The following is a 25,786-nucleotide window of genomic DNA, read 5'->3' as shown; positions in this document are numbered from 1 at the left end:
GGCTGCTGCGCGGCTGCTGTGCGTGCGGCCGCGGGTGACAGCGGCCCCGCTCTGCGCTCAGGCCCGCGGACGATGCGGGGACCGGCAGCGGTCGAACGCCGCCCGCGCGTGCTCCCAGGTCTCCACCCCGTAGTAGAGGTGGCCGGCGATCATGTAGAGCGCCGCGAGCCGCTGGTACGTCCACGCCCGGTCGAGGAACGCGTCGTCGACCGGGCCCACGTAGCGGGCGAGGACGTCCTCGACGAAGCGCGGCCCGTATTCATAGAGCTCGGCGAAGTCGACGGCCGGGTCGCCCAGGCACATGTCGGTGAAGTCGATCAGGCCCAGCCGACCGGGGGTGGCGTCGCGGTCCCAGTACAGGTGCCGTGAGTAGACGTCGTTGTGCAGGAGCACGCGCGGCAGCAGCGTCGACTGCAGGACGCCGACCTCGTCGCAGATCTCGTGTGCCGTGCGCAGTTCGTCGTCGGTGAGCACCGCGGGCATGTCGTGGGCGAGGATCCCGCGGACGAAGTCCAGGTTCTCCGGCTGATACGAGTGGGGGACCCGGTCGAGCGGCGGGGCCGACACGTCCTGCACGTGGAGCGCCGCCAACAGGGCGCCCAGCTGTCCCGCGATGAGTGTCCGCTCGCGGTAGGGCAGGGAGTCGAGGAGTTCCGGGGTGAGGCGTTGCCCGCGGACGAGGGGGTAGCCGGCGAAGCCCCCGTGCGGCGGGACGTGGGAGTAGTGGGGCAGCGCCGCCTCGACGTGCCCGGCCAGGTGCTCGAGCACCGCGATCTCGGTCGGCAGCTGCGCGTGCGCCTGCTCGTCGGAGGGGAACCGGAAGACCAGGTCGCGGTGGCCGAGGGCGTCGTCGCCGCTGCAGCCCCGACAGATGACCACCGTGTGGTCCCAGCCCTCGACGATCCGCTCGGCGCTGTCCCAGCCCAGCGTGGGGTAGGCGGCCCGGATCGCCGCGAGCTCGTCGGTGTCCGGTTGTGCGCCCGGCCCGGGACCCGCCGCGGGGGCGCTGGGATCGCTGTTCACGTCCGTGACGCTAGTCCCCGCGCGGTCATCGCCGCACGGCCGCCACGGCGCGGCAGGCGAGGTAGATGACGAACGAGATGGTGGTGACGAACACCGAGACGGGCACGCCGGGGGCCAGCGAGAGCAGCATCCCGCCCACGGCGGCGATCTCGGCGAACAGGATCGTCAGGCCGATCGCGCGCCCCGGGCTGGACGTGACGGCCGCGGCCGCGGCGGCGGGCGTGATGAGCAGCGAGAGCACGAGCAGCGCGCCGACGACCTGGACGGCCTGCGCGGCGGCCAGCCCCACGAGGACGGCGAAGATCATGTTGATCGCGCGGACGGGCACGCCCCGCGCGGCGGCGACCTCGGGGTCGGCGGAGGAGAACACGAGCGGCCGGTACAGCAGGACCAGGGCGCCGCAGATGATCGCCGCGACCACCGCCATCTGCACGAGCCCGTGTTCGGAGACGCCGACGATCTGCCCGGTGAGCAGGGAGAAGCTGGTTCCGGAGCGGCCGGGGTAGAGGTGGATGAACAGCACGGCCAGCCCGAGGCCGAAGGCCAGCACGACGCCGATCGAGGAGTCGCGTTGGGAGGCCCGGGACCCCATGATCCCGAACATCAGCGCGGCGATCACCGACCCCACGATCGCGCCGAACCCCAGGTTGAGTCCGAACAGCAGCGCGGCGGCGGCGCCGGTGAGGGCCAGTTCGCTGGCGCCGTGCACGGAGAACGACATCTGCCGCATGACGATGAACGGTCCGATGGCGCCGGAGAGCAGGCCGAGCAGGGCGATCGCTGCGAGGCCGAGCACCACGAAGTCCTGTCGGAGCAGGTAGGCGGTGGTCTCGGTGTCGGCGAGGGACCCGGCGATCTCGAGCAGACGGTCCATCAGTGCGCTCCGTGGTCGTCGTCGTGATGGTGGTGCCCGGTGCTCCAGGGTTCGGTGCACAGGTGCTGGGTGTCGCCCACCACGATGATCTGGCCGCGAACGCGCAGGACCTCGACGGGGGAGGAGTACAACTCGGACATGACCTCGCTGGTGAAGACCTCGTCGGGGGTGCCGATGCGGTGGCGCCCGTCGACGAGGTAGACGATCCGGTCGACCATCGGCAGGACGGGGTTGATCTCGTGGGTGACGAACACGACGGCGGTGTCGTGCTCGCGGCGTCGGTGGTCCAGCACGGAGGCGACGGTGCGTTGGCCGGTGAGGTCGAGGCTGAGCAGCGGCTCGTCGCAGAGCATGACGCACGGGTCGCAGGCGATGGCCTGGGCGACGCGGACGCGTTGTTGTTCGCCGCCGGACATCCGGCCGAGCGGCGTGTTCGCGAGGGACCCGGCCCGGAGTCGGGCGAGGGAGTCGGCGACGATGCGGCGTTTACCGGCGCGGCGCGAGGGCCATCCGGGACCCCAGCGGGTGCCGTCGATCCCGAGGGCGACGAGGTCGCGACCGCGCAGGGTGATGCCGGGGTCGAACGCGCGCTGCTGGGGGACGTAGCCGAGATGGGTGGCCCGGTCGCCGGGCGGGCGGCCGTCGACGAGGACCGTGCCGGAGTCGGGCCGGTGTTCGCCGAGCAGGACCTTGAGCAGGGTGGTCTTGCCGGCGCCGTTGGGGCCGAGGACGGCGACGAACTCGCCGGGCTGCACCTCGAGGTCGAGGTCGCGGATGAGGGTGCGGCCGCCGCGGGAGACGGTCACGTTGCGCAGCGAGACGACGGGCCCGGGTCCGGGGGTGCCGCGTTCGTGGGCGTCGGCGGGGTCGGTCCCGGCCCGGTCGGCGCCCATCCGATCAGTGCCCACCGTCGTCGGCGGGCGTGGCGTCGGCCAGTGCGCCGGACAGCTGCTCGACGATGCCGGTCATCCATCCCAGGTAGTCGGCGCCCTCGGGGAGGGTCTCGGTGAGGTCGACGACGACGACGTCCGCCTCCTCGGCCGCGTCGCGGACGCGGGCGGTGACGGAGGTCTCGGTCTGGGAGTTGAAGGCGAGGAAGGCGACCCGTCGCTCGGCGAGCAGGTCCAGCAGTGCGGCGAGGTCGGCGGCGGACGGGTCGGTGTCGTCCTCGACGGAGGAGAGGAATCCGCGCGGCGTCAGGTCGGTCAGGTGCGCGGCCTCGAACAGGTGGGCGCCGACCTGCTCGGTCTGGGCGTAGGGGAAGTGGCCGCGGTCGTGGATGGCGTCGAGCTCGTCGTCGAGCGGGGCGAGGGCGTCGGCGAACTCGCGGGCGTTGGCGCGGTACTCGTCGGCGTTGTCGGCGTCGAGGGCGGCCAGTTCCTCGGCGACGCGCTCGGCGACCGCGGCGACGGTGGGAAAGCTGAACCAGACGTGCTCGTTCTCGCCGGCACCGTGGTCGTGCCCGTCGTGCCCGTCGGGCCCGTCGACGGCACCGTGGTCGTGCCCGTCGTGCGCAGCGTGATCGCCGTCCTCGCCGTCCTCGCCGTGCTCGTGTGCCCCGACGGCGCCGCCGGTGACCCGTGAGTACTCGTCGACGGCCCGCACGACCGGGACGTCGCCCGCGTTCCCGAGGGCCTGGTCCACGAAGCCGTCGTAACCGGCGCCGTTGTAGACCACCAGGTCGGCGGCGGCGACGGCGGCGGCGTCCGCCGGGCTGGCCTCGAAGGAGTGCGGGTCGGCGGTGGGGTCGGAGATGACGGACTCGACCGTCGCGTTGTCGCCGGCCACCTGTCGGGCGATGTCGGCGTAGACGGTTGTCGAGGCGACCACCTCCGGGCCGTCGCCGTCACCGGTGGCGGCCTGCCCGTCGGCGCCGCAGGCGGCGAGCGTGCTCGCGCCGAGGAGGGTCACCGCGAGCGCGGCCAGCGCTCGGTTCGGACGGGTGCGCTTCTGGCGGGAGGTCGACGACACGAGCACCACTCTCGTAGTAATGGGAACCGTTGTCGTTAAGTGTAGAACGGTGGGCGCCCCGGCGTGTGGAACCGGGGGGTCCGCGACGCCGTGGCCGCGGATCAGCCGCGCAGGTCGGCGAGCGTGCCGAGCAGGCCCACGACCGCGGTGATGTCGTCCACCCGGTGGGTGGCGGCGGTCTCGCCGCTGCCGACCTTCACGCCGATGTCCTGCGGGCGCAACCGGGCGAAGCCGCGTTCGTCGGTGACGTCGTCGCCGATGAACAGTGCGACCTCCGCGCCGGTCTGCTCGACCATCTTCTCGATGGCGGCACCCTTGCTCGCCTCGCGCACCGCGATCTCCACGACGTTCTTGCCCTCGGTGACGAACACCCCGTCGAGCGCCGCGGGACCGGCCATCGCCTCGGACTGCGCGCGTTCCCGGGCCGCGGCGTCCGCCACCGGCCGGACGTGCAGCACCGCGGCGGTGGGCTTGGTCTCGACGTGCGCGCCGGGGGTGCGGGAGACGATCTCCTCGAGATCGGACCGGACCCGCTCGAGCAGCGCCACCTCGTCGTCGTCGAGGGGGGAGTCGAACCCACCCTCCCACTCGGACCCGTGGCTGCCCACCAGCACCACCGGGGCGCCCGCCCCGCTCACCTCGGACAGCGCGGCCCGGTTGCGTCCCGACAGCAGCGCGACGGTCGTGCGCGGCAGTCCCGCCAGCCGCGCGAGGGCCTCGGCGGCGCCGGGGGCGGGCACGGCCTGCGTGGGGTCGTCGACGAACGGGGCCAGCGTGCCGTCGTAGTCGCACGCGACCACCAGCGTGGGGGCCGCGGCGGCGCGGCGCAGTGCCTCGGCGAGCGTCTCGGATGCCGTCATGACGCTCAGGATAGGCCCGGCAGATAAATGAATGCCGCTCACACTGGATGTGACGCGTGCTACTTTCGGTGAAACCCAAATGTCGGATGAGTCGGGCGTGGCGACACAGACCGGAGAACGCGAGGGGAATCGGGAACGCAGCACCGCGCCCGGCACCCGACCGCGACCGGAAGGTTGAAGACCATGGCACCAGCAGGGCCGAGGACATCCGTACGCCGTCGTACCAGGACCGTGATCGCCGCCGCCCTGGCGGTCGGGTTGGGGCTGACGGGCTGCACGTCGACGAACACCGATGACGAGTCGAGCCTCTTGGAGACGCTGCAGGAGCGGGGCAGCGTGACGGTCGGGTTCGCGGGCGAGGCCCCGTACTCCTTCATGGAGAACGGGGAGCTCACCGGCGCCACCGTGGCACTGCACCGCGAGATCTTCGGCAACCTCGGTATCGAGACGGTCGAGGGGGTCAACGCCGACTTCGGCGCGCTCATCCCCGGACTGCAGGCCAACCGGTTCGACGTCGTCAGCGCCGGCATGTCGATCCTGCCCGAGCGCTGCGAACAGGCCGCGTTCAGCGAGCCGGAGTTCAACTACACCACGGCCCTGATGGTGGCGGAGGGCAACCCGCTGAACCTGACCGACATGCAGTCGGTGGCCGACAGCGGGGCGCGGCTCGCCACCATGACCGGCGCCATCGAGACCGACTACGCGGCCCAGCTCGGGATCGACTCCACCCAGGTGGCCACCCCGCAGGACGGGATGGACGCCGTGACCTCCGGCCGCGCCGACGTGTTCGCGCTGACCGGGATCTCGCTCAACTGGATGAAGAACAACAACCCCGACGCCCCGGTCGAGGTCACCCAGTCCTTCGTCGCCGAGATCAACGGCGTACCGCAGGTCGGCGCCGGCGGCACCGTGTTCCGCACCGACGACCGGGAGCTGCTGGAGGCCTACAACGAGGAGCTGGCCAAGATCACCTCTGATCCCGAGAAGTACCTGTCGATCGTGGGCGAGTTCGGGTTCACCGAGGAGGAGCTGCCCGACCCCGACCTCACGACCGCCGACCTGTGCGCCGGGGTCGAGTAGCAGGCGGTGGGCGGCAACATCGATGCCTTCCTGGAGGCGTGGCCGCGCTTCCAGGAGGGCATCCTCACCACCATCTACCTCACCCTCGGCGGGGCGGCTCTGGCGTTCATCCTCGCCCTGGTGCTGGGTGTCGCCGCCGGGTCCCGTCACCTGCTGATCCGCGGGGTGTCGAGGACGATCGTCGAGTTCTTCCGCGGGACGTCCCTGCTGGTGCAGTTGTTCTGGCTGTTCTTCGTGCTGCCCCTGCTCGGGTACGAACTCGATCCCATGTTCTGCGGGATCCTCGCGCTGGGGCTCAACTACGGGGCGTACGCGGCCGAGGTGGTCCGCGGCTCGCTCGCCGCAGTCCCGGACCCGCAGTGGGAGGCGGCGCTCGCGCTGAACTTCACGCCCTGGCAGCGGCTGTACCGGATCGTGTTCCCGCAGGCCTGGGTGCAGATGATCCCGCCGCTGAACAACCTGCTCATCCAGTTGCTCAAGGGCAGCGCGTTGGCGAGCTTCATCCTGCTCCAGGACCTGACCTATCACATCGGAGAGCTGCGCCGGGTCACCGGCGACACCGTCTTCGCGTTCGGCGTCGGCCTGGTCCTGTACTTCCTCATCGCCTACGCCCTCACCCTGTTCATGAATCTGCTCGAGGTCGGCGCGAAGGCCCGGCTCGGGGCGGGGCCGTCGATGCGTGAGGTCCTGAGTCTTCGCCCCGAACGGGTCGACGAGGCAGTGGGGGTGGGTCGATGAGAGTGGACTGGAGCTGGGAACGCGCCGCCGAGGCCGTCCCCGTCCTGCTCGAGGGGTTCCGCATCACCCTGCTGGCTACGGTGGTCGGGTTCCTCATCGCCGCCGCCCTGGGGTTGGTGGTGGCCATCCTGCGGCGGGCGGCCCCGGCCGTGATCACGGTGCCCCTGCGCATGGTGAGCGAGTTCATCCGCCTCACCCCGCTCGTGGTGCAGCTGCTGTTCGCCTACTTCCTGTTGCCGCAGTTCACCGCGCTGCAGATCGGTATCGCGGTGATCGGCATCCACTACGCGACCTACATGGCGGAGGTGTACCGGGCGGGGATCGAGGCGGTGCCGAGGGGTCAGTGGGAGGCGGCCCGGGCCCTGTCCCTGCCCGCGGGGCGGACCTGGCGCGCGGTCGTGCTCCCGCAGGCGATCCGCAACACCGTCCCCGCCCTGGGGAACTACGCGATCTCGCTGTTCAAGGACACGCCGTTCCTGTTCGCCATCACCGTCGTGGAGATGGTGACGGCGGCGCAGCAGTACGGGGCCCGCAACTTCCAGTACCTCGAGCCCATCACGCTGGCCGGCGTGATCTTCCTCCTCGCGAGCTATCCGACCTCGATCCTCATCCGGAGACTGGAGAAGTCCCTTGCCTACTGACGCCACCGCCCCGGCCCGGCCGGGGACGCCGGGACCCGACGACACGCCGATGGTGTGCTTCGACGGGGTGGTCAAGAAGTTCGGCGACCACACCGTCCTGGACAGCCTGGACTTCACCGTCCGGCGTGGCGAGCGGGTCGCGCTCATCGGCCCGAGCGGTTCGGGCAAGACGACGATCCTGCGGTTGCTCATGACGATCGAGTCGGTGGACGACGGCGTGATCTGGGTGGACGGCGAGCCGCTGACCCACCAGCGCAAGGGCGACAAGCTGGTCAAGCCCTCGCAGAAGCACCTGCGCGCCGTCCGGTCGAAGATCGGCATGGTGTTCCAGCAGTTCAACCTGTTCCCCAACATGACGGTGCTGAGGAACATCACCGAGGCGCAGATCCACGTCCTGGGCCGGTCCAGGGAGGAGGCGGAGGCGCGGGCACGCGAGCTCCTGACGACCGTGGGGCTCGCCGACAAGGAGCGCGCGCACCCCACGACCCTCTCGGGCGGGCAGCAGCAGCGCGTCGCGATCGCCCGCGCGCTGGCCATGGACCCGGACATCCTGCTGCTCGACGAGGTCACGTCGGCGCTCGATCCGGAGCTGGTCGCGGACGTGCTCGGGGTGTTGCGGATGATCGCCGAGTCCACCGACATCACCATGCTCATCGTCACCCACGAGATGGGCTTCGCCCGCGACGTCGCCGACCGGGTGCTGGTGTTCGACAAGGGCAAGATCGTCGAGGAGGGGACGCCCGAGGACATCTTCACCAAGCCCCGACAGGAGCGGACCCGCACCTTCCTCAAGGCCGTCCTCGACCGCTGAGCCGGCGCGCGCGGGGGCCTTGACCGGGCGCGGCCGCGCTGTACGATTGTCGACAATCAGACGGTTCGGCGGAAGGTGCCCGGATGACATTCTCTTTGACGGCGTTGGAGCTGGCCGAGTGCTTCCGGGACGGTGCCTACTCGCCGGTGGACGCGGCGACGGAGGCGCTCGACGCGATCGAGCGGGTCGACGGCGCGATCAACGCCTTCTGCCACGTCGACCGCGAGGCGACCCTCGCCGCCGCCCGGCGCTCGGAGGAGCGGTACCGCCGCGGTGAGCCGCTGAGCCCGCTGGACGGGGTGCCCACGTCGATCAAGGACATCTTCTACACCCGTGGCGTCCCGACCCTACGGGGTTCGCGGATCCTCGTCGACAAGCCGGGGGCCGACGCCCCCGCGTCCTGGCCCGACGACGCCCCGGTCACCTCCGCCGCGCACGAGGCCGGCTGCGTGGTGATCGGCAAGACCACCACGCCGGAGTTCGCGTGGAAGGGCGTCACCGACAACACCCTGACGGGGATCACCCGCAACCCGCACGATCCCGCCCTCACCCCGGGCGGGTCGAGCGGCGGGGCGTCGGCCGCGGTCGCCGCGGGCCTCGGTCAGCTCGCCCTCGGGACCGACGGCGGCGGCTCGGTCAGGATCCCCGCCGCGTTCTGCGGCATCGTGGCGCTCAAGCCCACCTACGGTGTCATCCCCATGTTCCCCTCGAGCCCGTTCGGCACCCTCGCCCACGCGGGCCCCATGACCCGGACCGTGGCCGACACCGCCGCGTTCATGGACGCCCTGCTGCGCCCCGACCCGCGCGACTGGTCGGCCGTTCCCGCCCGCGCCACGACACCCGGGCCCGGCGGCTACCTCGCGTCCGCGACCGAGGGGGCGCGGGGCGACCGCCCGCTCGACGGACTGCGGGTCGCCTACAGTCCCACGCTGGGGTTCGGTCGCAACGACGCCGAGGTCGAGCGTGAGGTCACCCGCGCGGTCGGGGTCCTCGAGTCACTGGGCGCGCACGTCGACACCGTCGACCCCGAGGTGACCGATCCCGTGGACGCGTTCCACGTGCTGTGGTTCTCCGGGCTCGCGGCGGTCCTCGCGCCCCACGGGCCCGACGCGATCGAGCGCGTGGACCCGTCGATGCGGGAGGCGTTGGGACGCTACCGCGACTTCTCCGCGGCCGACTACCTCGACGCGGTGGCGGTCCGCATGGCGCTGGGCGCGCGGATGGCCGACTTCCACCAGAGCTACGACATCCTCGTCACGCCCACCACGCCGATCCCGGCGTTCCCCGTCGGGTCGGACGTGCCGCCGGGATGGCACAGCCCCGACTGGACGTCGTGGACGCCGTACACCTACCCGTTCAACATGACCCAGCAGCCCGCGCTGAGCCTGCCGTGCGGCACGACCGACGCCGGCCTGCCGGTGGGGCTGCAGGTCGTGGGGGCCCGGTTCGAGGACCGCCTCGTCGTGCGGGTCGGCGCCGCGCTGGAGGCCGCGCTCGGCAGGGTGGTGCCGACGCCGCGGGTCCACGCCGGCGAGGCGGGGGGCGACGACCGATGACGCTCCCGGTTGCCGATGCCGGCGGTGATCCCGGTGCGTCGACCGGGCTCGAACCGGTGGTGCGGGAGTCGACGCCCTCGCTCATCGCGCGCACCCTGCGCCGGGCCATCTCCGACGGCACGTTCCCACCGGGCACACAGCTCGGCGAGGCCGGGCTCGCGCGGTCCCTGGGCGTGAGCCGCGGCCCGCTGCGCGAGGCTATGCAGCGACTGACGCAGGAGGGTCTGCTCGTGTCGCACCGCAACCGCGGGCTGTTCGTCGCCGACCTGAGCCCGGAGGCGGTGCAGGACATGTACCTGCTGCGCACGACGGTGGAGACCGCCGCGCTCGACCGGGTCCTCGATCTGGGGTTGGGTGCGCAGACCGCGGACGCCCTCGACGCCGCGGTGGACGTCATGGCCGGCCTCGCCGACGAGCCGCGCTCCGCGGCCATGGTCGCCGCCGACCTGGACTTCCACCACGCGCTGGTCGAGGCGGCCCGGAGCCCGCGGTTGTCGCGGGTGCACGAGACGGTGCTGGTCGAGACGAGCATGTGCCTGCACGCCATGCGCAGCACCTACACGGACGCGCAGGCGCGTCTCACCGAGCACCGCGCGATCGCCGACGCCGTGCGCGCGGCGGACCCGGCGCCCGCCCGCACGCTGCTGGTCGAACACATGAGGGACGGGCTGGCCCGGGTGCTGGGGTCGGGCGCGGCGACCTGACCCCGCCGCAGGGCCGCAGGGCCGCGGCGGCCGCGGGGCCCGGGCCCGCCGGGCCGCGGCGCCCCCGTCCCTCAGTGGGTCGGCTCGAGCCCGTTGCGCATCGTCCAGGCCACGGCCTGCGGGCGGGTCGTCACGCCGATCTTGCGGTAGGCGTCCCGGATGTAGGACTTGACGGTGTTGATGGACAGGTAGCAGGCGGCGGCGATGTCCTCGTTGGACAGGCCCCGTGCGATGAGGGCGAGCATCTCCGCCTCCCGCGGTGAGAGCCCGGCGTCCCCGGTCGGCCACACCGAGGACGGGCCGGAGTCGCCGTCGGGGGCCAGGGCGGTCAGCTGCTCCCCGGCCGCGATCCGCTCTATCCCGGCGACCAGGTCGGCGCCGACGAGGGACTTGGCGAGGAACCCGCGCGCGCCGGCGGCGAGGGCCTCCTCCACCGCCCGCGGGTCGGTGATGAACGAGTAGATGGCCACCGCGCCGACCGACGGGTCCCGCGAGAGGTCCCGGCACTGGTCCCGCCAGGTGGGGCCGGAGGCGAACGTGTCGAACAGCACCACGTCGACGGGGTCGCCGGGGGAGGTCCCGTCGCGGGAGGGCAGGAGGGACACCCGGTCGGCGTAGGGCCCCAACAGAGCCTCGACGCCCGCGATGACCAGCGGGAAGTCGTTCACCACCGCCACGGACACGGACATGAGGGAAATTTAGCACCACCCACCCATCCCACCCCTCAGGGTGTGCCGAATCACCCCTGATCCGACGGAAGCTGGAACGGACGGTGGGAGGCACGATGCAGCACAGCGTATTGACCGAGGCCGAACAGCACTGGGCGTGGGCCGATCTCGGCAGGTGCCGAGATATCCCGGACCTGTTCTACAACGGGGAGGACGAGGCCAAGGCGACCCGGCGTCGCAAGGAGGCCGCCGCCAAGAAGCTCTGCGGCAGGTGCCCGGTCATCGACGAGTGCCTGCGCCACGCGACGGTCAACCGTGAGCTGTACGGGGTGTGGGGTGGGATGACCGAGGCGGAGCGTCACCGCCAGGCCGGGCGCCTGCGCACGGGTTAGCGGACCGGGATCGCGACGAGCTTGGTCTCCAGGAACTCGTCGATCCCGCTGAGCCCGCCCTCGCGACCGAGGCCGGACTGCTTGATACCGCCGAACGGGGCGGCCGGGTTGGAGACCACGCCCACGTTGATGCCGACCATGCCGGCCTCGAGCCGCTCGGACATGGTCAGCGCGCGGTCGAGGTTCTCGGTCATGACGAACGAGACCAGGCCGTACTCGGTGTCGTTGGCCATGCGGATCGCCTCGTCGTCGGTGTCGAACGGCACGAGGGCGGCGACGGGGCCGAAGATCTCGGTGGACATGAGCTCCGCGTCGGGGGTGACGCCGGTGAGGACGGTGGGCGGGTAGAAGTAACCGGGCCCGTCGGGGCGCGCGCCGCCCGTGAGGACCTCGGCGCCGCGGGAGACGGCGTCGTCGACCAGGTCGACGACCTTGGCCACCGCCTTCTCCTCGACGAGCGGCCCGACGTCGGTGCCGTCGGCGGTGCCGTCGCCCACGGTGAGCGCGGCCATCTTCTCGGTGAGCCGTCGGCCGAACTCGCCGATGACCGAGCGGTGGACGAGGATCCGGTTGGCCGAGGTGCACGCCTCGCCCATGTTGCGCATCTTGGCGGCCATGGCGGCGGAGACGGCGGTGTCCAGGTCCGCGTCGGAGCAGACGACGAACGGGGCGTTGCCACCGAGCTCCATGGACGTGCGCAGCACCCCGCGCGAGCACTGCTCGAGCAGCTTCCGGCCGACGGGCGTGGAGCCGGTGAAGGAGAGCTTGCGGGCGATCCCGGAGTCGATCCACGGCTCCACCACGCCGCCGGCGTCGGTCGTGCACACCACGTTGAGCACGCCGTCGGGCAGGCCGGCCTCACGCAGGACGTCCACCACGTAGAGCGAGGTCAGCGGGGTGAGGTTGGCGGGCTTGAACACCATGGTGCAGCCGGCGGCCACGGCGGGGCCGATCTTGCGGGTGGCCATGGCCAGGGGGAAGTTCCACGGGGTGATGAGGATGCACGGCCCGACGGGTTCCTGCGTCACCATGAGCCGGGTCCTGCCGTCGGGTGAGCGGCGGGCGTCGCCGCGGATCCGGCAGGCCTCCTCGGAGAACCAGCGGAAGAACTCCGCCCCGTAGGCGACCTCGCCGCGAGCCTCGGCCAGCGGCTTGCCCATCTCGGTGGTCATGAGCAGGGCGAGCTCGTCGGCGCGCTCGAGGAGCAGGTCGTGGGCACGGCGCAGGATCTCGGCGCGGTCGCGGGCGGGGACGGCGGCCCAGTCGGCCTGGGTGCGCCCGGCGGCGGCGATCGCAGCGGCGGCGTCGTCGGCGCCGCCGTCGGCGACGGTCGCGATGGTCTCGCCGGTGGCGGGGTTGACCACGTCGAACGTGGCCCCGGAGGCGGCGTCGCGCCACCGGCCGTCCACGTGCACGCCGGTGCCGAGCCCGGCGATGATGTCGGTGACGGAGCGGGTCATGTGGGCCTCCTGGTGGGTGGGACGGGGTCGGGGTCGAGCAGTTCGAACAGGTGGTGGCCGGCGCGGCCGAGGTGGTCGGTCTGGGTGGCGCAGGAGAACCCGTCGGTGAGGACGGGTGCGTCGGGGTCGGCGCGCAGGGCGGGGGCGAGGGCCTGTTCGGCGACGGCGGCGGTGACCGCCTCGTGGCCGGCGGTGAACCCGAAGTCGCCGGCCACGCCGCAGCAGCCGGTGGCCTCCCGCACCGAGCCCACGCCCAGGGCGGTGAGCGTCGCCCTCTGCACGCGGTTGCCGAACGTCGCGTACTCGTGGCAGTGGGTCTGCACGGTGACGCGGTCGGGGGCGGTGCCGCCGGGCCAGGCGGGGGCGCGACCCTCGGCGGCGAGGCGGCCGAGGTGGTCGGCGGCCGAGCGGATCCGCGCCGCGACGCGTCGCGCGAGGTCGGCGTCGGGGGTGTCGGCGAGGAGGTGGGGGAGGTCGCCGCGCAGGGTGGCGGCGCAGGAGGGTTCGACGACGACGACGGGGACCTCCGCCCCGTCCGGACCGCGGATCCCGTCGAGGTGCCGCGCGGTCCGGGCCATCACGGTCCGGGCGGCGTCCAGTCGGCCGGTGGTGACGTACGTCAGTCCACAGCAGTGACCGGCGGAGCAGGCGACGGAGGTGTGCGAGCCGCCCAGGACGCGGGCGGCCGCGCCGGCGACGCGGGGACGCAGTCCCCGGGTGAACGAGTCGAGGAACAGCACGATCTCGGCGGAGGTGCGCGGCGCGTCGGTCGGCCCGGGCCCGGCGCCGGTGCGCGGCCCGGGGCGGCGGTCGCGGACGTGCCACACGCTGTCCGGGACGTGGGCCAGTTCCTCGCGCAGTCGGCGGGCCGAGGCGAACCGCGGCAACGCGCGCTCGCCGGTGATCCCGCCCAGTCGGGCGGCGGCCCGGCCGGCCGGGGTGGCGAGCACGGCGTTGAGCGGCCCCGCGACGTGCACGGTCGCGCGCAGCCACAGCGGCAGCAGCCCCAGCGAGTAGTGGGCCCGCGGCCGCACGCGGCGCCGGTAGCGGCGGTGCAGCGCCTCGGCCTTGAAGGTGGCCATGTCCACCCCGGTGGGGCAGTCCGAGGAGCACGCCTTGCAGGCCAGGCACAGTTCGAGCGACTCCTCGACGGCCGGGTCGTCCACGGCGATCGTGCCGCGCACGACCTCCTGCAGGACCCGGGCCCGCCCGCGGGTGGAGTCCTTCTCGTCGCCGGTCGCGCGGAACGACGGGCACATCACGCCGCCGGTGGAGGTGCGGCACCGGCCCACACCGATGCACGCCTGCACGGGGTGGGCGCCGTTGGAGGAGGTGAGCAGTCCCAGGTCGCGCGCGCCCACACCGGGGCCGACACCGGCCAGGGCGAGGTCGGCGTCGAGCGGTCGGGTGGCGGTGAGCCCGCCGGGGGCGAGCAGCCCCGCGGGGTCCCAGAGGCGCGCGAACCGCTCGAACGCGCCCAGCATCTCCGGCGAGTACATCAGCGGCAGCAGTTCCGAGCGGGCGCGGCCGTCCCCGTGCTCGCCGGACAGGGACCCGCCGTGACGCACGGCCAGGCGGGCGGCGTCGGTGCAGAACGCGCGGAACACCGCCCGGCCGGCGTCGGAGCGCAGGTCGAAGGTGATCCGGATGTGCATGCAGCCGGCGCCGAAGTGGCCGTACATCACGCCGGTGAGCCCGTGCCGGGTGAGCAGGTCGCGGAACTCGGCGAGGTAGTCGGCCAGGCGCTCGGGCGGCACCGCGGAGTCCTCCCACCCGGGCCACGACTCGACGGTCACGCCGGTGGCGGGGTCGGTGAGCCGGGAGCTCAGCCCGGCGCCGTCCTCGCGCACGCGCCACAGGTCGGCGCGGGCCACCGGGTCCGTCACGACGATCGCGTCGAGGGCGTGGCCGTCCCGGGTCAGCTCGTCGGCCAGTTCCGCCATCCGGGTGGCGAGCCCGTCCCGCGCGCCGCCGACCTCGTCGTCGTCGTCGCCGTCGCCGTCGTCGTCGAGCTCCACGAACAGCCACGCGCGCCCGGTGGGCAGGTCGGCCACGGCGTCGGCGCCGCGGCGCTCGCGCATGGTCTCCACGATCACCTCGTCGATCCCCTCGACGGCCGTGGGGCGGTGACGCAGCAGCGCCGGGACGTCCCGCGCGGCGTCGACGACGTCGGCGTACCCCACTACCAGCAGGCCGGTGCGCGCGGCGCGGGGGACGACGCGCATGGTCGCGGCGGTGACGATCGCGCACGTGCCCTCCGAGCCGACCAGTGCGCGCGCCACGTCGAAGCCCTCCTCGGGCAGCAGGTGCCGCAGGTGGTAGCCGGAGACCTGGCGCGGGAGGCGGCCGAGCTCGGTACGGATCGCGGCGAGGTGCCCGGCGGCGAGGTCGCGCAGCTCGGCGGTGAGGTGCTCGGCGCGCGCGGTGGCGGCCGCGTCCCCGGGGTCGGTGGCCTCGACGCCGTGCCGGGTGGCGGTGAGTCGAAGGCCGTCGGCGGTGACCAGGCGCAGCGCTTGGACGTGGTCGGCGGTCCGGCCGTGGCGCACGGAGTGGTTCCCGCACGCGTCGTTGCCGATCGCCCCGCCCAGGCACGCCCGCGACTGGCTCGACGGGTCGGGCGCGAAGGTCAGGCGCTCGCCGGTGGCCGCGTGGACGGCCGCGCGCAGGTCGGTGAGCACGGTGCCGGCCTCGGCGGTGACGGTCCGCGCGTCCTCGTCGACGCCCAGCACGCGGTGCATGTGACGCGACAGGTCCAGCACCAGCCCGGTGCCGACGGAGTTGCCGGCCATCGAGGTGCCGCCGCCGCGGGCCGTCGCGGGCACGCCCAGTCGGTGGCACACGGCGAGCGCGGCGGCGACCTCGGCCTCCGAGCGGGGGAAGAGCACCGCGGCCGGGGTGACCCGGTAGTTGGAGGCGTCGTAGGAGTACTCGGCGATCCGGCGGCGATCCGCCTCGGGCGCCAGTCCCGCCGCGCGGAGCGCGTCGACCAGCGACTCGGCCGACCCGTCGGTGCCCTGGGCCCGGCCGGGCGCGGCCGCGTCGACGCGCGCGGTCACGCCGCCCCGTCGCACACCCGGTGCACGGCGCGGGTGAAGCGCTCGACGCCGGCGTCGACCTCCTCGGCCGTCACCACCAGCGCCGGGATGAGGCGCACCACGGACCCGGTGGGCCCGCAGGTCAGGGTGAGCAGGTCCTCGTCCACGCACGCCTGCTGCACGGCGGCGGCCAGGCGCGCCGCCTCGGCGGCCCCGGCGCTGCCGGCGGGCGCGGTCGGATCGCCGAACTCCACGCCCAGCATGAGTCCGGTCCCGCGGATGTCGCAGATCTCGCCCACGTCCGCCAGGCTACGCCGCAGACCCTCGAGCAGCTGGGCGCCGCGCTCGGCCGCGCACTGCACGAGGTTCTCGCGCTCGACCACCCCGAGGGTGGCGACCCCGGCGGCCGCCGCGACCGCGTTGCCGCCGTACGTCCCGCCCTGCGACCCGGGCCAGGCCCTGGCCATGAGCTCGGTGGGTGCCGCGATGGCGGAGATGGGGAAGCCCGAAGCGATGCCCTTGGCGGTGATGATGACGTCCGGGACCAGACCGTCGGTGTGCTGGTGTCCCCAGAACCGGCCCGTGCGCCCGATGCCGGCCTGGACCTCGTCGAGCACCAGCAGGGCCCCGATCCGATCGGCGCGTTCGCGCAGTCCCTGCAGGTAGCGCGGGGGAGTGGCCAGGTACCCGCCGTCGCCCAGGACGGGCTCGATGAGGAAGGCCGCGATCTCGCGGGCGTCGACGCGGGTGGCCATGAGGTAGTCGAGCTCGGCCAGCGCGAAGTCCACCGCGTCGTCGGTGGTCCAGCCGTGGCGCAGGGCGTGGGGGAACGGGGTCATCACCACACCGCCCATGAGCGGGGAGAACCCGGCGGAGAAGCGGGTGCCGGCGGTGGTGAGGCTGGCCGCGGCGACGGTGCGGCCGTGGAAGCCGCCCTGGACGGTGACGATGTTCGGCCGGCCGGTGGCCATGCGCGCCAGGCGCACGGCGGCCTCGACCGCCTCGGAGCCGGAGTTGGCGTAGAAGACCGAGTCGATCCCGTCCGGCAGGTGCGCGCCGAGCGCGGTGGTGAGCTCGAGCAGCGGCTGGTGCATGACGGTCGTGTACTGCGCGTGGATGATCTTCCCGCACTGTTCGCGGGCGGCCGCCACGACGTCGGGGTGGCAGTGGCCGGTGCTGGTCACGCCGATGCCGGTGGTGAAGTCCAGGTAGTCGCGGCCGTCGGTGCCGTGGATCCAGGAACCGAGGGCGTGGTCCACGACGACGGGCGTGGCCTGCTTGAGAAGGGGCGACAGGTGCGCGGTCATGCGGCCAGTGTGTGGCCGGCTCGGTAGATTGTCAACAATCAGACGATCATTCGTCCGGGCGGCCCACCCATCCGCGCTACCGTGGCCGCATGGACCGCCGCACCGACCCGCGCCCCGACGCCACCACCCGGCCGACCGTCGTCGTCCTCACCGCCGACGGCCTCGCCCCGCCCACCACGCTCGACGAGCTCCACGCCCTCGCCGACGTGCGGCAGTGCACGGCCGACACCCTCGCCGACGCGCTGCCCGGGGCCGAGATCCTGCTGGTGTGGGACATCTTCTCCGCCGCCCTCGCCTCGGCCTGGCACGCCGCGGACGCGCTGCGCTGGGTCCACGTGGCCGCCGCCGGCGTCGACACGCTCCTCTTCGACGAACTGCGCGACTCCGACGTCCTGGTCACCAACGCGCGCGGCGTCTTCGACGGACCCATCGCCGAGTACGTGCTGGCGTGCGTGATGGCCCACGACAAGCGCCTCCACGAGACCGAGGCCCTGCAGCGCGCGGGGGTGTGGCGTCACCGCGAGACCACCCGGGTGGCCGGCCGGCGCGCCCTGGTCGTGGGCACCGGCGGGATCGGGCGGGCCACCGCGCGGCTCCTGCGGGCGGTCGGGCTCGACGTCGCCGGGGCGGGACGACGCCCGGCCGACGACGACGAGGACTTCGGCCGCGTCCTGGACTCCGCCCGCCTGGCCGAGCATCTCGGCGAGGTGGACCACCTCGTCATGGTGGCGCCGCTGACGGAGGCGACCCGGGGGATGCTCGGGCGGGCCGAGCTGGCGGCCCTTCCCGACGGCGCCCACGTGGTGAACGTGGGCCGCGGTGAGCTCGTCGATCAGGACGCCCTCACGCAGGAGATCGCGGCGGGCAGGCTCTCGGCGCACCTGGACGTCCTCGTCGTCGAACCCCTACCGCAGGGCGACCCGCTCTGGACGCTGGAGGGCGCGCACCTCAGTCCCCACATGTCCGGCGACGTCGTGGGCTGGCGCGACACGCTCTCGCTACAGTTCCGCGACCACGTGCGGACCTGGCTCGCCGGCGGCGAGCCCGGGCCCGCCGTGGACAAGAGTCGAGGATACGTCAGCAGCTGAGAGTTGTCCGAGGTCGTCGGCGCGGATACGGTCGGCCCACGAGGGCGGCACCCTCGATTTCCCGAGTCAGCCGGGGTTTTTCAGGCTGAGGAGAGAAAGGAGTCGCACGTGACAGTTGCCGTTGATGACTACAGGACCCGGGTGACCGGACGGCCCGAGATCGTCGAACGCCCGGACCCCGTCGTGTGGGGGCGTAGCCAGGACCCCGAGGTGCTCCAGTTCGCCGAGCGCGGGTACATCCAGCGGGAGGGCGCCCTGGACCAGGGCCGGATCGACGCCTGCTGGGAGGAGCTCCGACGGTTCGGGGACGACCCCGCGATGGAGGACGACCCCCGCATCATCCGCGAGGAGGGCAGCCGGGCCGTCCGCTCCATCTTCGACGTCCACGCCCTCAGCGAGGTCGTGTGGGAGGCCGTCGAGCAGTCCGGCGCGATCGACCTGGCGCGCCAGATCCTCGGGTCGGACGTCTACGTCCACCAGAGCCGGCTCAACTACAAGCCCGGCTTCGCCGGCGGCGCGTTCTACTGGCACTCGGACTTCGAGACGTGGCACGCCGAGGACGGGATGCCCAAGCCGCGCGCGTGCAGCGCCTCGATCGCACTCACGCCCAACGAGACCTACAACGGTCCTCTGATGATCATGCCGGGCACGCACAAGTACTACGTCCAGTGCGCCGGTGAGACCCCCGAGGACTACTACAAGGAGTCGCTCGTCACGACCGCGCCGAAGGTCGGCGTGCCGTCCGAGGAGCACATCACCGAGATGTACCGCAGGCACGGACTCGACGTCCTCACCGGCGGCGCGGGCTCCATGACGATGTTCGACTGCAACGCCCTGCACGCCTCGGGCGGCAACATCACCCCGCTGCCGCGGGCCAACGTGTTCATCGTGTTCAACAGTGTCGAGAACGAGTTGACCGAGCCGTTCGCGGGCACCCCGCCGCGGCCGGATTTCCTCGCGCGGCGGCCCTGAGCCCGCTCACGCGCTGACGTCGGGCAGGCCCGCGTCATCCCGGGCGTCCCGCCCGTCCGCACCGCCGCCCGGGGGGTCGAGTCCGACCTCCCGGGCGGCGGCCGTGAAGGACCGGAGGAACGCCCGCAGCGGGCGCCGGCGGGCATCGCGACGGCGATGGGTCAGCGACACCGTCCTGGTCAGGCCGTCGGTCAGCGGCAACACGTCGACGTCGGCCGGGTACGTGCTCAGGCCGAGGTCCGACGCGAGGGTCACGCCCAGCCCGGCCGCCACCAGCGCCAGCGCGGTGGACTGCTCACCGGCCTCGTGCCGCACGTCCGGCTCGAACCCCGCCTCCCGGCAGGCGATGCGCACCGCCCGCCCGAAATGCGACCGCGGGTGCGCGATCACCCACGGCGCCCCCGCCAGGTCGGACAGCGACACCCGGTCGGTCGCCACGGTCCCGCGCGGCACCACCGCGTGCAGCGTCTCCCGCGCGAGGGGCACGCGCACCAGATCCGGCACGTCCGCCATCGCGTAGCTCGAGTAGTCCAGCACGAACGACAGGTCCAGCGAGCCGTCGCGGACCGCGCCCGTCGTGTCCTCCGGAGCCAGCTCGCGACTGCGCACCACGATCCCCGGGTGCTCGCGGCCCAGGATCGCGATGCCCGCCGGCAGCAGCGTCGAGGCCACCGACGCCCACACCCCCACGGTGAGGGTCGTCCCGACCCCAGCCCGCGCGGACTCCATCGCGTGGCCGGCGTCCTCCACCGCGGCCAGGATCGTCCGCGCGTGCTCCGCCAGCACCAGCCCCGCCTCCGTCAGCGCCAGCCCGCGCCCCCGCCGCTCGAACAGCGGCGTCCCCGCCTCCCGCTCGAGCAGCGAGAGCTGCTGCGACACGGCCGAGACGGTGTACCCCAGGGCGCCCGCGACCGCGGTGACGGTGCCCCGGCGCTCCAGCTCGTGGAGCAACCGCAGGCGGTGCAGGGACGGCTCCATGCCCCGAGCGTAGGAGCCCCCGGGTCCACCGTGCAGGAAAAGTGAACGGTCCGCTCCACGAAGTCTCGCTGGACCCCCCGGGGTGCGCGATCCCATGCTGGGGACACGCCACCGGACCCGCCGGTGGACGAGGTCGCCGAGGAGGCGAGCACCATGACATCCATCGAGATCCCGGGCACGACCGGCCACGCCGGAGTCGACCCCCGCGCCGTGCCCGCCGCACGGACCGTCCCCGCTCCCGCGGCGCCCGCCCCCGCGGCGACCGGCGCCGCCGCGCCCGGCACCGCCGGGGGCGCCCGTCGCGAGCCCTACCTCCGCCTGCACTGGGAGGATGACCAGACCGGCGCGCGCGGTTACCTCGTGGTGGACACCCTCGTCGGCGGCCTGGCGACCGGCGGCACCCGCATGCGCGCCGGCTGCACCCTGCGCGAGGTCGAGGACCTCGCCCGCGGCATGACCCGCAAGACCGCGGCGTTCGACCTGCCCGTGGGCGGGGCCAAGGGCGGTATCGACTTCGACCCCAAGGACCCGCGCGCCGTCGACGTGCTCGCCCGGTTCTGCGAGGCCATGCGCCCGTTCCTCGACCGGCACTGGGTGACCGCCGAGGACCTGGGCGTGCCCCAGCACCTCATCGACGAGGTCTTCGACCGCCTCGGGATGCGGCAGTCCTACCACGCGGCGATCGAGCGCTCGGCCGACCCCGCCGCCACCGCGGACCGGATCTTCCGTGGCCTGACCGCGGCCGTGCCCGGCGGACTGCTCGGCGACGTCATCGGCGGTTACGGCGTCGCCCAGGCGTGCCTCGCCGCCGCATACGTGCGAGGTCGGGACATCGAACGCACGTCGGTCGCCGTCCAGGGCGTCGGCACGATGGGCGGCGGCGCCGCGTGGTACCTGCACGAGGCCGGGATGCGGGTGGTCGCGCTCGCCGACGCCGCCGGCACCCTCTACGACCCCGCCGGTCTCGACGTCCCCGCGCTGCTGGCGACCCGCGACCGGTTCGGCGAGATCGACCGCGCGGCGGTACCCGCCCGAGTGCAGCGGCTGGACCGCGACAGCATCCTCGGGATGGACGTCGACGTGCTGGTGCCCGCGGCCGTGTCGTACGCGATCACCGCCGAGAACTGCGCGCAGGTCACCGCCCCGATCGTCGTGGAGGCCGCGAACGCCGCGACGACCGCTGACGCCGAACTCGATCTCACGGCCCGCGGCATCGCCGTGCTGCCGGACTTCGTCGCCAACGCCGGCGCCGTCGCGTGGGCGTGGTGGCTGATCCTGGGCGAGGTCGACGAGCGGGCCGAGACGTCGTTCCTGCGGCTCGGACGCGAGATGACGACCAAGGTCGCGGACCTGCTCACCGACTGGGACCCGTCCGACGGGCCGCTGCGGTGGGCGGCCGACGTCTCGGGGACCATCCGGACGGCGCCGCCGGTGGTCGTGCCCTGACCCCGCCGCGGCCGGCTGCGGCCCGCCGCTCACGCAGCCGGCGAGCTCGCCGCCGCCCGCCGCGGCCCGGCAGCTCGCCGCAGGCCAGCCAGCCGCGGCCCGGCCCGGCCCGCAACCCGCCGCGGCCCCGGCCCGCCAGCCCGGTCTGCCGTCCGACGCCCACACAGCCGCCCCTCGGCATGGCGTCCCGCCCGCCCCGAAGTGCGCGCGAGACGCCATCGCCAGGGGCGGCTGCGTTGTGTGCGGGCATCAGCGGGGGCGAGGCGCCATCGCGGGGAGCGGCTGCGGCGGGGGGGCGGGGAGCGGGGCGCCAGGAGCGGGGGCGAGGCGCCAACGCGGGGAGCGGCTGCGGCGCGTGCGCGGGGACCGGGGCGCCATGAGCGGGGCGAGGCGCCATCGCGGGGAGCGGCTGCGGCGGGTGCGCAGGGGCGGGACGCCATGTGCGGGGGCGAGGCGCCATCGTGGGGAGCGGCTGCGGCGGGTGCGCGGGGAGCGGGGCGCCATGAGCGGGGGCGAGGCGCCATCGCGGGGAGCGGCTGTGGCGGGAGCGCGGGGGCGGGGCGCCAGGGGCGGGGCGAGACGCCAACGCCGGGAGCGGCTGTGGCGGGTGCGCGTGGTCGGGGCGCCTTGTGGGGGGCGAGCCGCCATCGGGGGGAGCGGCTGCGGCGGGGGCGCGGGGAGCGGGGCGCCATGCGCGGGGGCGAGGCGCCATCGCGGGGAGCGGCTGTGGCGGGTGCGCGGGGGCGGGGCGCCATGTGCGGGGCGAGACGCCATCGCCGGGAGCGGCTGTGGCGGGTGCGCAGGGGCGGGGCGCCATGAGCGGGGGCGAGGCGCCATCGCGGGGGNGGCGCCATGTGCGGGGCGAGACGCCATCGCCGGGAGCGGCTGTGGCGGGTGCGCAGGGGCGGGGCGCCATGAGCGGGGGCGAGGCGCCATCGCGGGGGGCGGCTGTGGCGGGTGCGCGGGCGCGGGGCGTCAGGCGTCGGCGGTCCGATCGGCCGCGGCAGCGTCGGCGCCCCCGTCGGCCTCGTCCTCGCCGGTGCCGTTCCCGTTGCCGATCGCCGTGTGCAGACGCATCCGCCGAGGGGAGTCGTCGGTGCCCAGGAGCAGGTCGATCGTCAGCGCGAGCCGGGTGGCCACGTCCGCCGCGGAGGACCGCCGGGTGAGCCACGAGACCAGGTTCGACATCCACACGTCCGAGATCACCCGCGCGATGGACAGCTGGACCTCGTCCGGTTCGCCCTGCGCCAGGGCCCGGGCGATGATGCGGTCCATGAGGAAGCCGACTTCCTCGACCTCGTTCGCCACGGAGGCGTCGGCGAACATGAACGCCCGCGTCATGGCCTCGGTGAGGTTGGGGTCGCGCTGCATGGCCCGCGTGATCATGTCCACCACGACCATCATTCGCTCCTGCGCGCTGTCGCCGGGCGGGGCCGAGCGCTCGGTGCGCTGGTCGATCCGCCGGAACTCGCGGGCGAGCGCCGAGACGAGCAGGTGCACCTTGGACGGGAAGTAGCGGTACAGGGTGCCCACCGCGACCTCGGCCTTCTCGGCCACGGCCCGCATCTGCACGGCCTCGTACCCGCCCTTCGCGGCCAGGGCGAGGGTGGCGTCGAGGATGCGGCGACGGCGTTCGCGCTGTGACGACGTGCTGGGCTCGTCAGTCTTCGCGGCGGCGTCGGACGCGGCGGCGGAGCCGGTCTCTGTCGAGCTCTTGGTCATGGCAACGAACCTTCTGCGCTGGTCGGATCGGGACTGCTGATCGGGCTGGCGGTCTCGGGCTGGTGTACCGGGCGGGGACCCGGGTGTACCGATCGGACCCTACTGGTGCATTCTAGAACACGTTACCTAGAACACGTTCTATTATGGCGTGAAGTGCGCGGGTCCCGGAGCCCCGCGCGGGGTACGCACCGCCCGCCCGAGTCGAGGAGCCCTGCAGTGAGCATCGCCACCACACCGGACCAGACCGAGATCCAGAGCTCGATCAAGGCCTGGGCGAAGTCCGCCGATCCCGTGGCCACGGTACGCGTCCAGGAGGAGGATCCGGAAGCCTGGAAGACGGTGTGGCCGCAGCTCGCCGAGCTCGGACTGTTCGGCGTGGCCGTCGCCGAGGAGCACGGGGGCGCCGGCGCCGAGATCGTCGACCTGGCGTGCATGCTCGAGACCGCCGCGGCTCACATGGCCCCCGGGCCGGTACTCTCCACCGCTCTGGCCGGGGTGTTGGTCTCCCGCGCGGGCGGGGCTGTCGCCGAGGCGCTGGGGGAGACCCTCGCCGAGGGTGGGCTGCCGGTGGGCGTCTGCCTGGGCATCGGCACCGCGGCCCTGGACGGGTCCGGCGCGGTCACCGGCGATCCCGGGATCGCCTACGGCGGCACCCCCGACGGAGGGCTCCTGCTGCCCGTCGAGGTCGACGGCACCACCCGGTGGGCCCTGCTCGAGGCCGGCACGGCGGGCGTCACGGTCACCCCGTCGACGCCGTACGACATCTCGGCGTCGATCGGTCGCGTCCGCCTCGAGGGCGTGACGATCCCCGCCGACCGGATCCTCGAGGGCATCACCACCGAGCACGTCCACCAGCTGTTCGTGGCGCTGGCCGCCGCCGAGGCCGCGGGTGTCGCGGACTACACGCTCGCCACGGCCGTCGACTACGCCAAGATCCGCGAGCAGTTCGGCCGCACCATCGGCTCGTTCCAGTCCATCAAGCACCTGGCGGCGGACATGCTCTGCCGCACCGAGCAGGTCCGCGCGCTCGCGTGGGACGCCGCCGTGGCGGCGGAGGACCTCGGCGCACCGGACTCCGAGCTGGCCGTCGCCGCCGCGGTCGCGGGCGCGCTGGCCTTCGACAACGCCGTGCGCAACTCCCAGGACTGCATCCAGATCCTCGGCGGCATCGGCTTCACCTTCGAGCACGACGCGCACTTCTACATGCGCCGCGCGAGCGCCCTGCGTCAGATCATCGGCGGCTCCGCCCGCTGGCGCCGCAGCCTGGCCGAGCTCACCCTCGCCGGGAAGCGCCGCCACCTGGACATCGACCTGTCCGAGATCGACGGCCTGGACGCCCGCCGCGAGGAGATCCGCGCGCTGGTCGCGAAGGTCGCCGCGGCCGAGGGCGACGAGCGCAAGCGTGCCCTCGCCGACACCGGACTCTTCATGCCGCACCTGCCCGAGCCGTGGGGCCTGGGCGCGGGCCCGGCCGAACAGCTGCTCATCGACGAGGAGCTCGAGGCCGCCGGCGTCACCCGCCACGACATCACCATCGGCGGCTGGGCGGTGCCGACCATCCTCCAGGCCGCGCCCGAGCACGCCGAGAAGCTGGTGCGGGACACCATGGCCGGGGCGATCAAGTGGTGCCAGCTGTTCTCCGAGCCCGGTGCCGGCTCCGACCTCGCGGCCCTGCGCACGACCGCCGAGAAGGTCGAGGGCGGCTGGAAGCTCAACGGCCAGAAGGTGTGGACCTCCCTCGCGGTCGAGGCGGACTGGGCGATGTGCCTGGCGCGCACCGACAAGGATGCCCCCAAGCACAAGGGCATCACCTACTTCCTCGTGGACATGCGCTCGGAGGGCATCCGCACCCGTCCGCTGCGCGAGATCACCGGCGAGGCGCTGTTCAACGAGGTCTACCTCGAGGACCTGTTCGTCCCGGACGAGTTCCAGATCGGCACGGTGAACGACGGCTGGAAGATCGCGCGCACCACGCTGGCCAACGAGCGCGTGGCGATGGGCGGCGGCTCCTCGCTCGGTGACGCGGCCGAGGAGATCATCGGCCTCATCAACGACGCCGGGGTGGCCGACGACGCGCTGGTGCTCGACGAGTTCGGCAAGCACGTCGCCGACGGCGTCGTGGGCAACCTGCTGGACCTGCGCACCGCGCTGCGCAGCCTCGCCGGCTCCGGCCCGGGCGCCGAGTCGAGCGTCCGCAAGATCGTCGGCGTGCGCCACCGGCAGGACATCGCCGAGTTCGGGCTCACCCTCACCGGCACCGGCGGCGTCGAGTTCACCGAGCAGGGCCGCAAGTTCCTCATGGTCCGCTGCCTGTCGATCGCCGGCGGCACCGAGCAGGTGCTGCTCAACGTGGTCGGCGAGCGCATCCTCGGACTGCCCAGAGACTGACACCCGGGCCGGCCCGCCCCACGAGGGCGGGCCGGCCAGCACCCCCCCACCCCTTTCCCGCCCCGTTACCCG

General features: G+C 73.6%; 22 protein-coding genes. 11 read left to right on the top strand and 11 right to left on the bottom strand.

Features of this window, described 5'->3' with window-relative positions; all coding sequences use genetic code 11:
• Positions 1-57: 57 nt before the first annotated feature.
• From RWK90_RS13695 to otsB, 5 genes are all read right to left on the bottom strand, one after another.
• Positions 58-1,023, bottom strand: a complete 966-nt coding sequence (locus RWK90_RS13695) for an aminoglycoside phosphotransferase family protein (RefSeq protein ID WP_314038162.1) — start codon at positions 1,021-1,023, stop codon at positions 58-60.
• 25 nt (positions 1,024-1,048) lie between these two features.
• Positions 1,049-1,897 (bottom strand): metal ABC transporter permease, encoded by an 849-nt coding sequence (locus tag RWK90_RS13690; protein WP_314038161.1) that lies wholly within the window; start codon positions 1,895-1,897, stop codon positions 1,049-1,051.
• Positions 1,897-2,790, bottom strand: a complete 894-nt coding sequence (locus RWK90_RS13685) for a metal ABC transporter ATP-binding protein (RefSeq protein ID WP_314038160.1) — start codon at positions 2,788-2,790, stop codon at positions 1,897-1,899. Before RWK90_RS13685 ends, RWK90_RS13690 begins: the two co-directional genes overlap by 1 nt.
• Before the next feature lie 4 nt (positions 2,791-2,794).
• Entirely contained in the window at positions 2,795-3,868 is a 1,074-nt protein-coding gene (locus RWK90_RS13680) for a metal ABC transporter solute-binding protein, Zn/Mn family (protein ID WP_314038159.1), read from the bottom strand.
• 101 nt (positions 3,869-3,969) lie between these two features.
• Positions 3,970-4,728: a trehalose-phosphatase gene (otsB, locus tag RWK90_RS13675; RefSeq protein ID WP_314038158.1), complete on the bottom strand. Its 759-nt coding sequence runs from the start codon at positions 4,726-4,728 to the stop codon at positions 3,970-3,972.
• Between the two features lie 183 nt (positions 4,729-4,911).
• Here otsB and ehuB point away from each other — a divergent pair, with 183 nt between their 5' ends.
• From ehuB to RWK90_RS13645, 6 genes are all read left to right on the top strand, one after another.
• On the top strand, positions 4,912-5,808 hold the full coding sequence (gene ehuB / locus RWK90_RS13670) for an ectoine/hydroxyectoine ABC transporter substrate-binding protein EhuB (RefSeq protein ID WP_314038157.1): 897 nt from the start codon (positions 4,912-4,914) through the stop codon (positions 5,806-5,808).
• A gap of 6 nt (positions 5,809-5,814) precedes the next feature.
• Complete coding sequence (ehuC, locus tag RWK90_RS13665) at positions 5,815-6,546, top strand: ectoine/hydroxyectoine ABC transporter permease subunit EhuC (protein WP_314038156.1); 732 nt, start codon at positions 5,815-5,817, stop codon at positions 6,544-6,546.
• The gene (ehuD, locus tag RWK90_RS13660; RefSeq protein WP_314038155.1) at positions 6,543-7,187 is read left to right on the top strand and encodes an ectoine/hydroxyectoine ABC transporter permease subunit EhuD; all 645 of its coding nucleotides are present in this window, start codon (positions 6,543-6,545) and stop codon (positions 7,185-7,187) included. The genes ehuC and ehuD overlap by 4 nt, the downstream gene beginning before the upstream one ends.
• Positions 7,188-7,236: 49 nt before the next feature.
• Positions 7,237-7,998, top strand: coding sequence for an ectoine/hydroxyectoine ABC transporter ATP-binding protein EhuA (gene ehuA / locus RWK90_RS13655; RefSeq protein WP_314038225.1), 762 nt, complete (start codon positions 7,237-7,239; stop codon positions 7,996-7,998).
• A gap of 83 nt (positions 7,999-8,081) precedes the next feature.
• Positions 8,082-9,554 carry an amidase gene (locus tag RWK90_RS13650; protein ID WP_314038154.1) on the top strand — a complete coding sequence of 491 codons (1,473 nt, stop codon included), beginning with the start codon at positions 8,082-8,084 and terminating at the stop codon, positions 9,552-9,554.
• On the top strand, positions 9,551-10,258 hold the full coding sequence (locus RWK90_RS13645; protein WP_314038153.1) for a GntR family transcriptional regulator: 708 nt from the start codon (positions 9,551-9,553) through the stop codon (positions 10,256-10,258). Before RWK90_RS13650 ends, RWK90_RS13645 begins: the two co-directional genes overlap by 4 nt.
• A gap of 71 nt (positions 10,259-10,329) precedes the next feature.
• On the opposite strand, the gene RWK90_RS13640 is transcribed toward RWK90_RS13645, so the two are convergent.
• A complete protein-coding gene (locus tag RWK90_RS13640) occupies positions 10,330-10,947 on the bottom strand; it encodes a response regulator transcription factor (RefSeq protein ID WP_314038152.1) in 618 nt (205 codons plus the stop codon).
• Between the two features lie 95 nt (positions 10,948-11,042).
• Between RWK90_RS13640 and RWK90_RS13635 the strand changes: the two genes are divergently transcribed.
• A complete protein-coding gene (locus RWK90_RS13635; RefSeq protein ID WP_314038151.1) occupies positions 11,043-11,318 on the top strand; it encodes a WhiB family transcriptional regulator in 276 nt (91 codons plus the stop codon).
• Here the strand turns inward: RWK90_RS13635 and RWK90_RS13630 are convergent.
• The 3 genes from RWK90_RS13630 to RWK90_RS13620 are packed head-to-tail and all read right to left on the bottom strand — an operon-like array spanning position 11,315 to position 17,120.
• Positions 11,315-12,778: an NAD-dependent succinate-semialdehyde dehydrogenase gene (locus RWK90_RS13630; protein ID WP_314038150.1), complete on the bottom strand. Its 1,464-nt coding sequence runs from the start codon at positions 12,776-12,778 to the stop codon at positions 11,315-11,317. The genes RWK90_RS13635 and RWK90_RS13630 overlap by 4 nt on opposite strands.
• Positions 12,775-15,834: an FAD-binding and (Fe-S)-binding domain-containing protein gene (locus RWK90_RS13625; protein ID WP_396230342.1), complete on the bottom strand. Its 3,060-nt coding sequence runs from the start codon at positions 15,832-15,834 to the stop codon at positions 12,775-12,777. The genes RWK90_RS13630 and RWK90_RS13625 overlap by 4 nt, the downstream gene beginning before the upstream one ends.
• Entirely contained in the window at positions 15,831-17,120 is a 1,290-nt protein-coding gene (locus RWK90_RS13620) for an aspartate aminotransferase family protein (RefSeq protein WP_314038149.1), read from the bottom strand. Before RWK90_RS13620 ends, RWK90_RS13625 begins: the two co-directional genes overlap by 4 nt.
• Positions 17,121-17,209: 89 nt before the next feature.
• Here RWK90_RS13620 and RWK90_RS13615 point away from each other — a divergent pair, with 89 nt between their 5' ends.
• Positions 17,210-18,208, top strand: a complete 999-nt coding sequence (locus RWK90_RS13615) for a D-2-hydroxyacid dehydrogenase (RefSeq protein ID WP_314038148.1) — start codon at positions 17,210-17,212, stop codon at positions 18,206-18,208.
• 108 nt (positions 18,209-18,316) lie between these two features.
• Positions 18,317-19,180 (top strand): ectoine hydroxylase, encoded by an 864-nt coding sequence (thpD, locus tag RWK90_RS13610; RefSeq protein WP_314038147.1) that lies wholly within the window; start codon positions 18,317-18,319, stop codon positions 19,178-19,180.
• A 6-nt stretch (positions 19,181-19,186) separates the two neighbouring features.
• On the opposite strand, the gene RWK90_RS13605 is transcribed toward thpD, so the two are convergent.
• A complete protein-coding gene (locus RWK90_RS13605) occupies positions 19,187-20,158 on the bottom strand; it encodes a LysR substrate-binding domain-containing protein (protein WP_314038146.1) in 972 nt (323 codons plus the stop codon).
• A gap of 153 nt (positions 20,159-20,311) precedes the next feature.
• Between RWK90_RS13605 and RWK90_RS13600 the strand changes: the two genes are divergently transcribed.
• Positions 20,312-21,604, top strand: a complete 1,293-nt coding sequence (locus RWK90_RS13600) for a Glu/Leu/Phe/Val dehydrogenase dimerization domain-containing protein (RefSeq protein WP_314038145.1) — start codon at positions 20,312-20,314, stop codon at positions 21,602-21,604.
• A 975-nt stretch (positions 21,605-22,579) separates the two neighbouring features.
• Here the strand turns inward: RWK90_RS13600 and kstR are convergent.
• A complete protein-coding gene (gene kstR, locus RWK90_RS13595) occupies positions 22,580-23,326 on the bottom strand; it encodes a cholesterol catabolism transcriptional regulator KstR (protein ID WP_314038144.1) in 747 nt (248 codons plus the stop codon).
• 216 nt (positions 23,327-23,542) lie between these two features.
• Here kstR and RWK90_RS13590 point away from each other — a divergent pair, with 216 nt between their 5' ends.
• A complete protein-coding gene (locus tag RWK90_RS13590) occupies positions 23,543-25,714 on the top strand; it encodes an acyl-CoA dehydrogenase (protein WP_314038143.1) in 2,172 nt (723 codons plus the stop codon).
• Positions 25,715-25,786: the final 72 nt, after the last annotated feature.

This window comes from Dietzia sp. CH92, from assembly GCF_032248695.1.
Taxonomy (GTDB): Bacteria; Actinomycetota; Actinomycetes; order Mycobacteriales; family Mycobacteriaceae; genus Dietzia.
The sequence above is the reverse complement of the archived record's forward strand: the minus strand, read 5'-3'. Positions and strand labels throughout refer to the sequence as shown.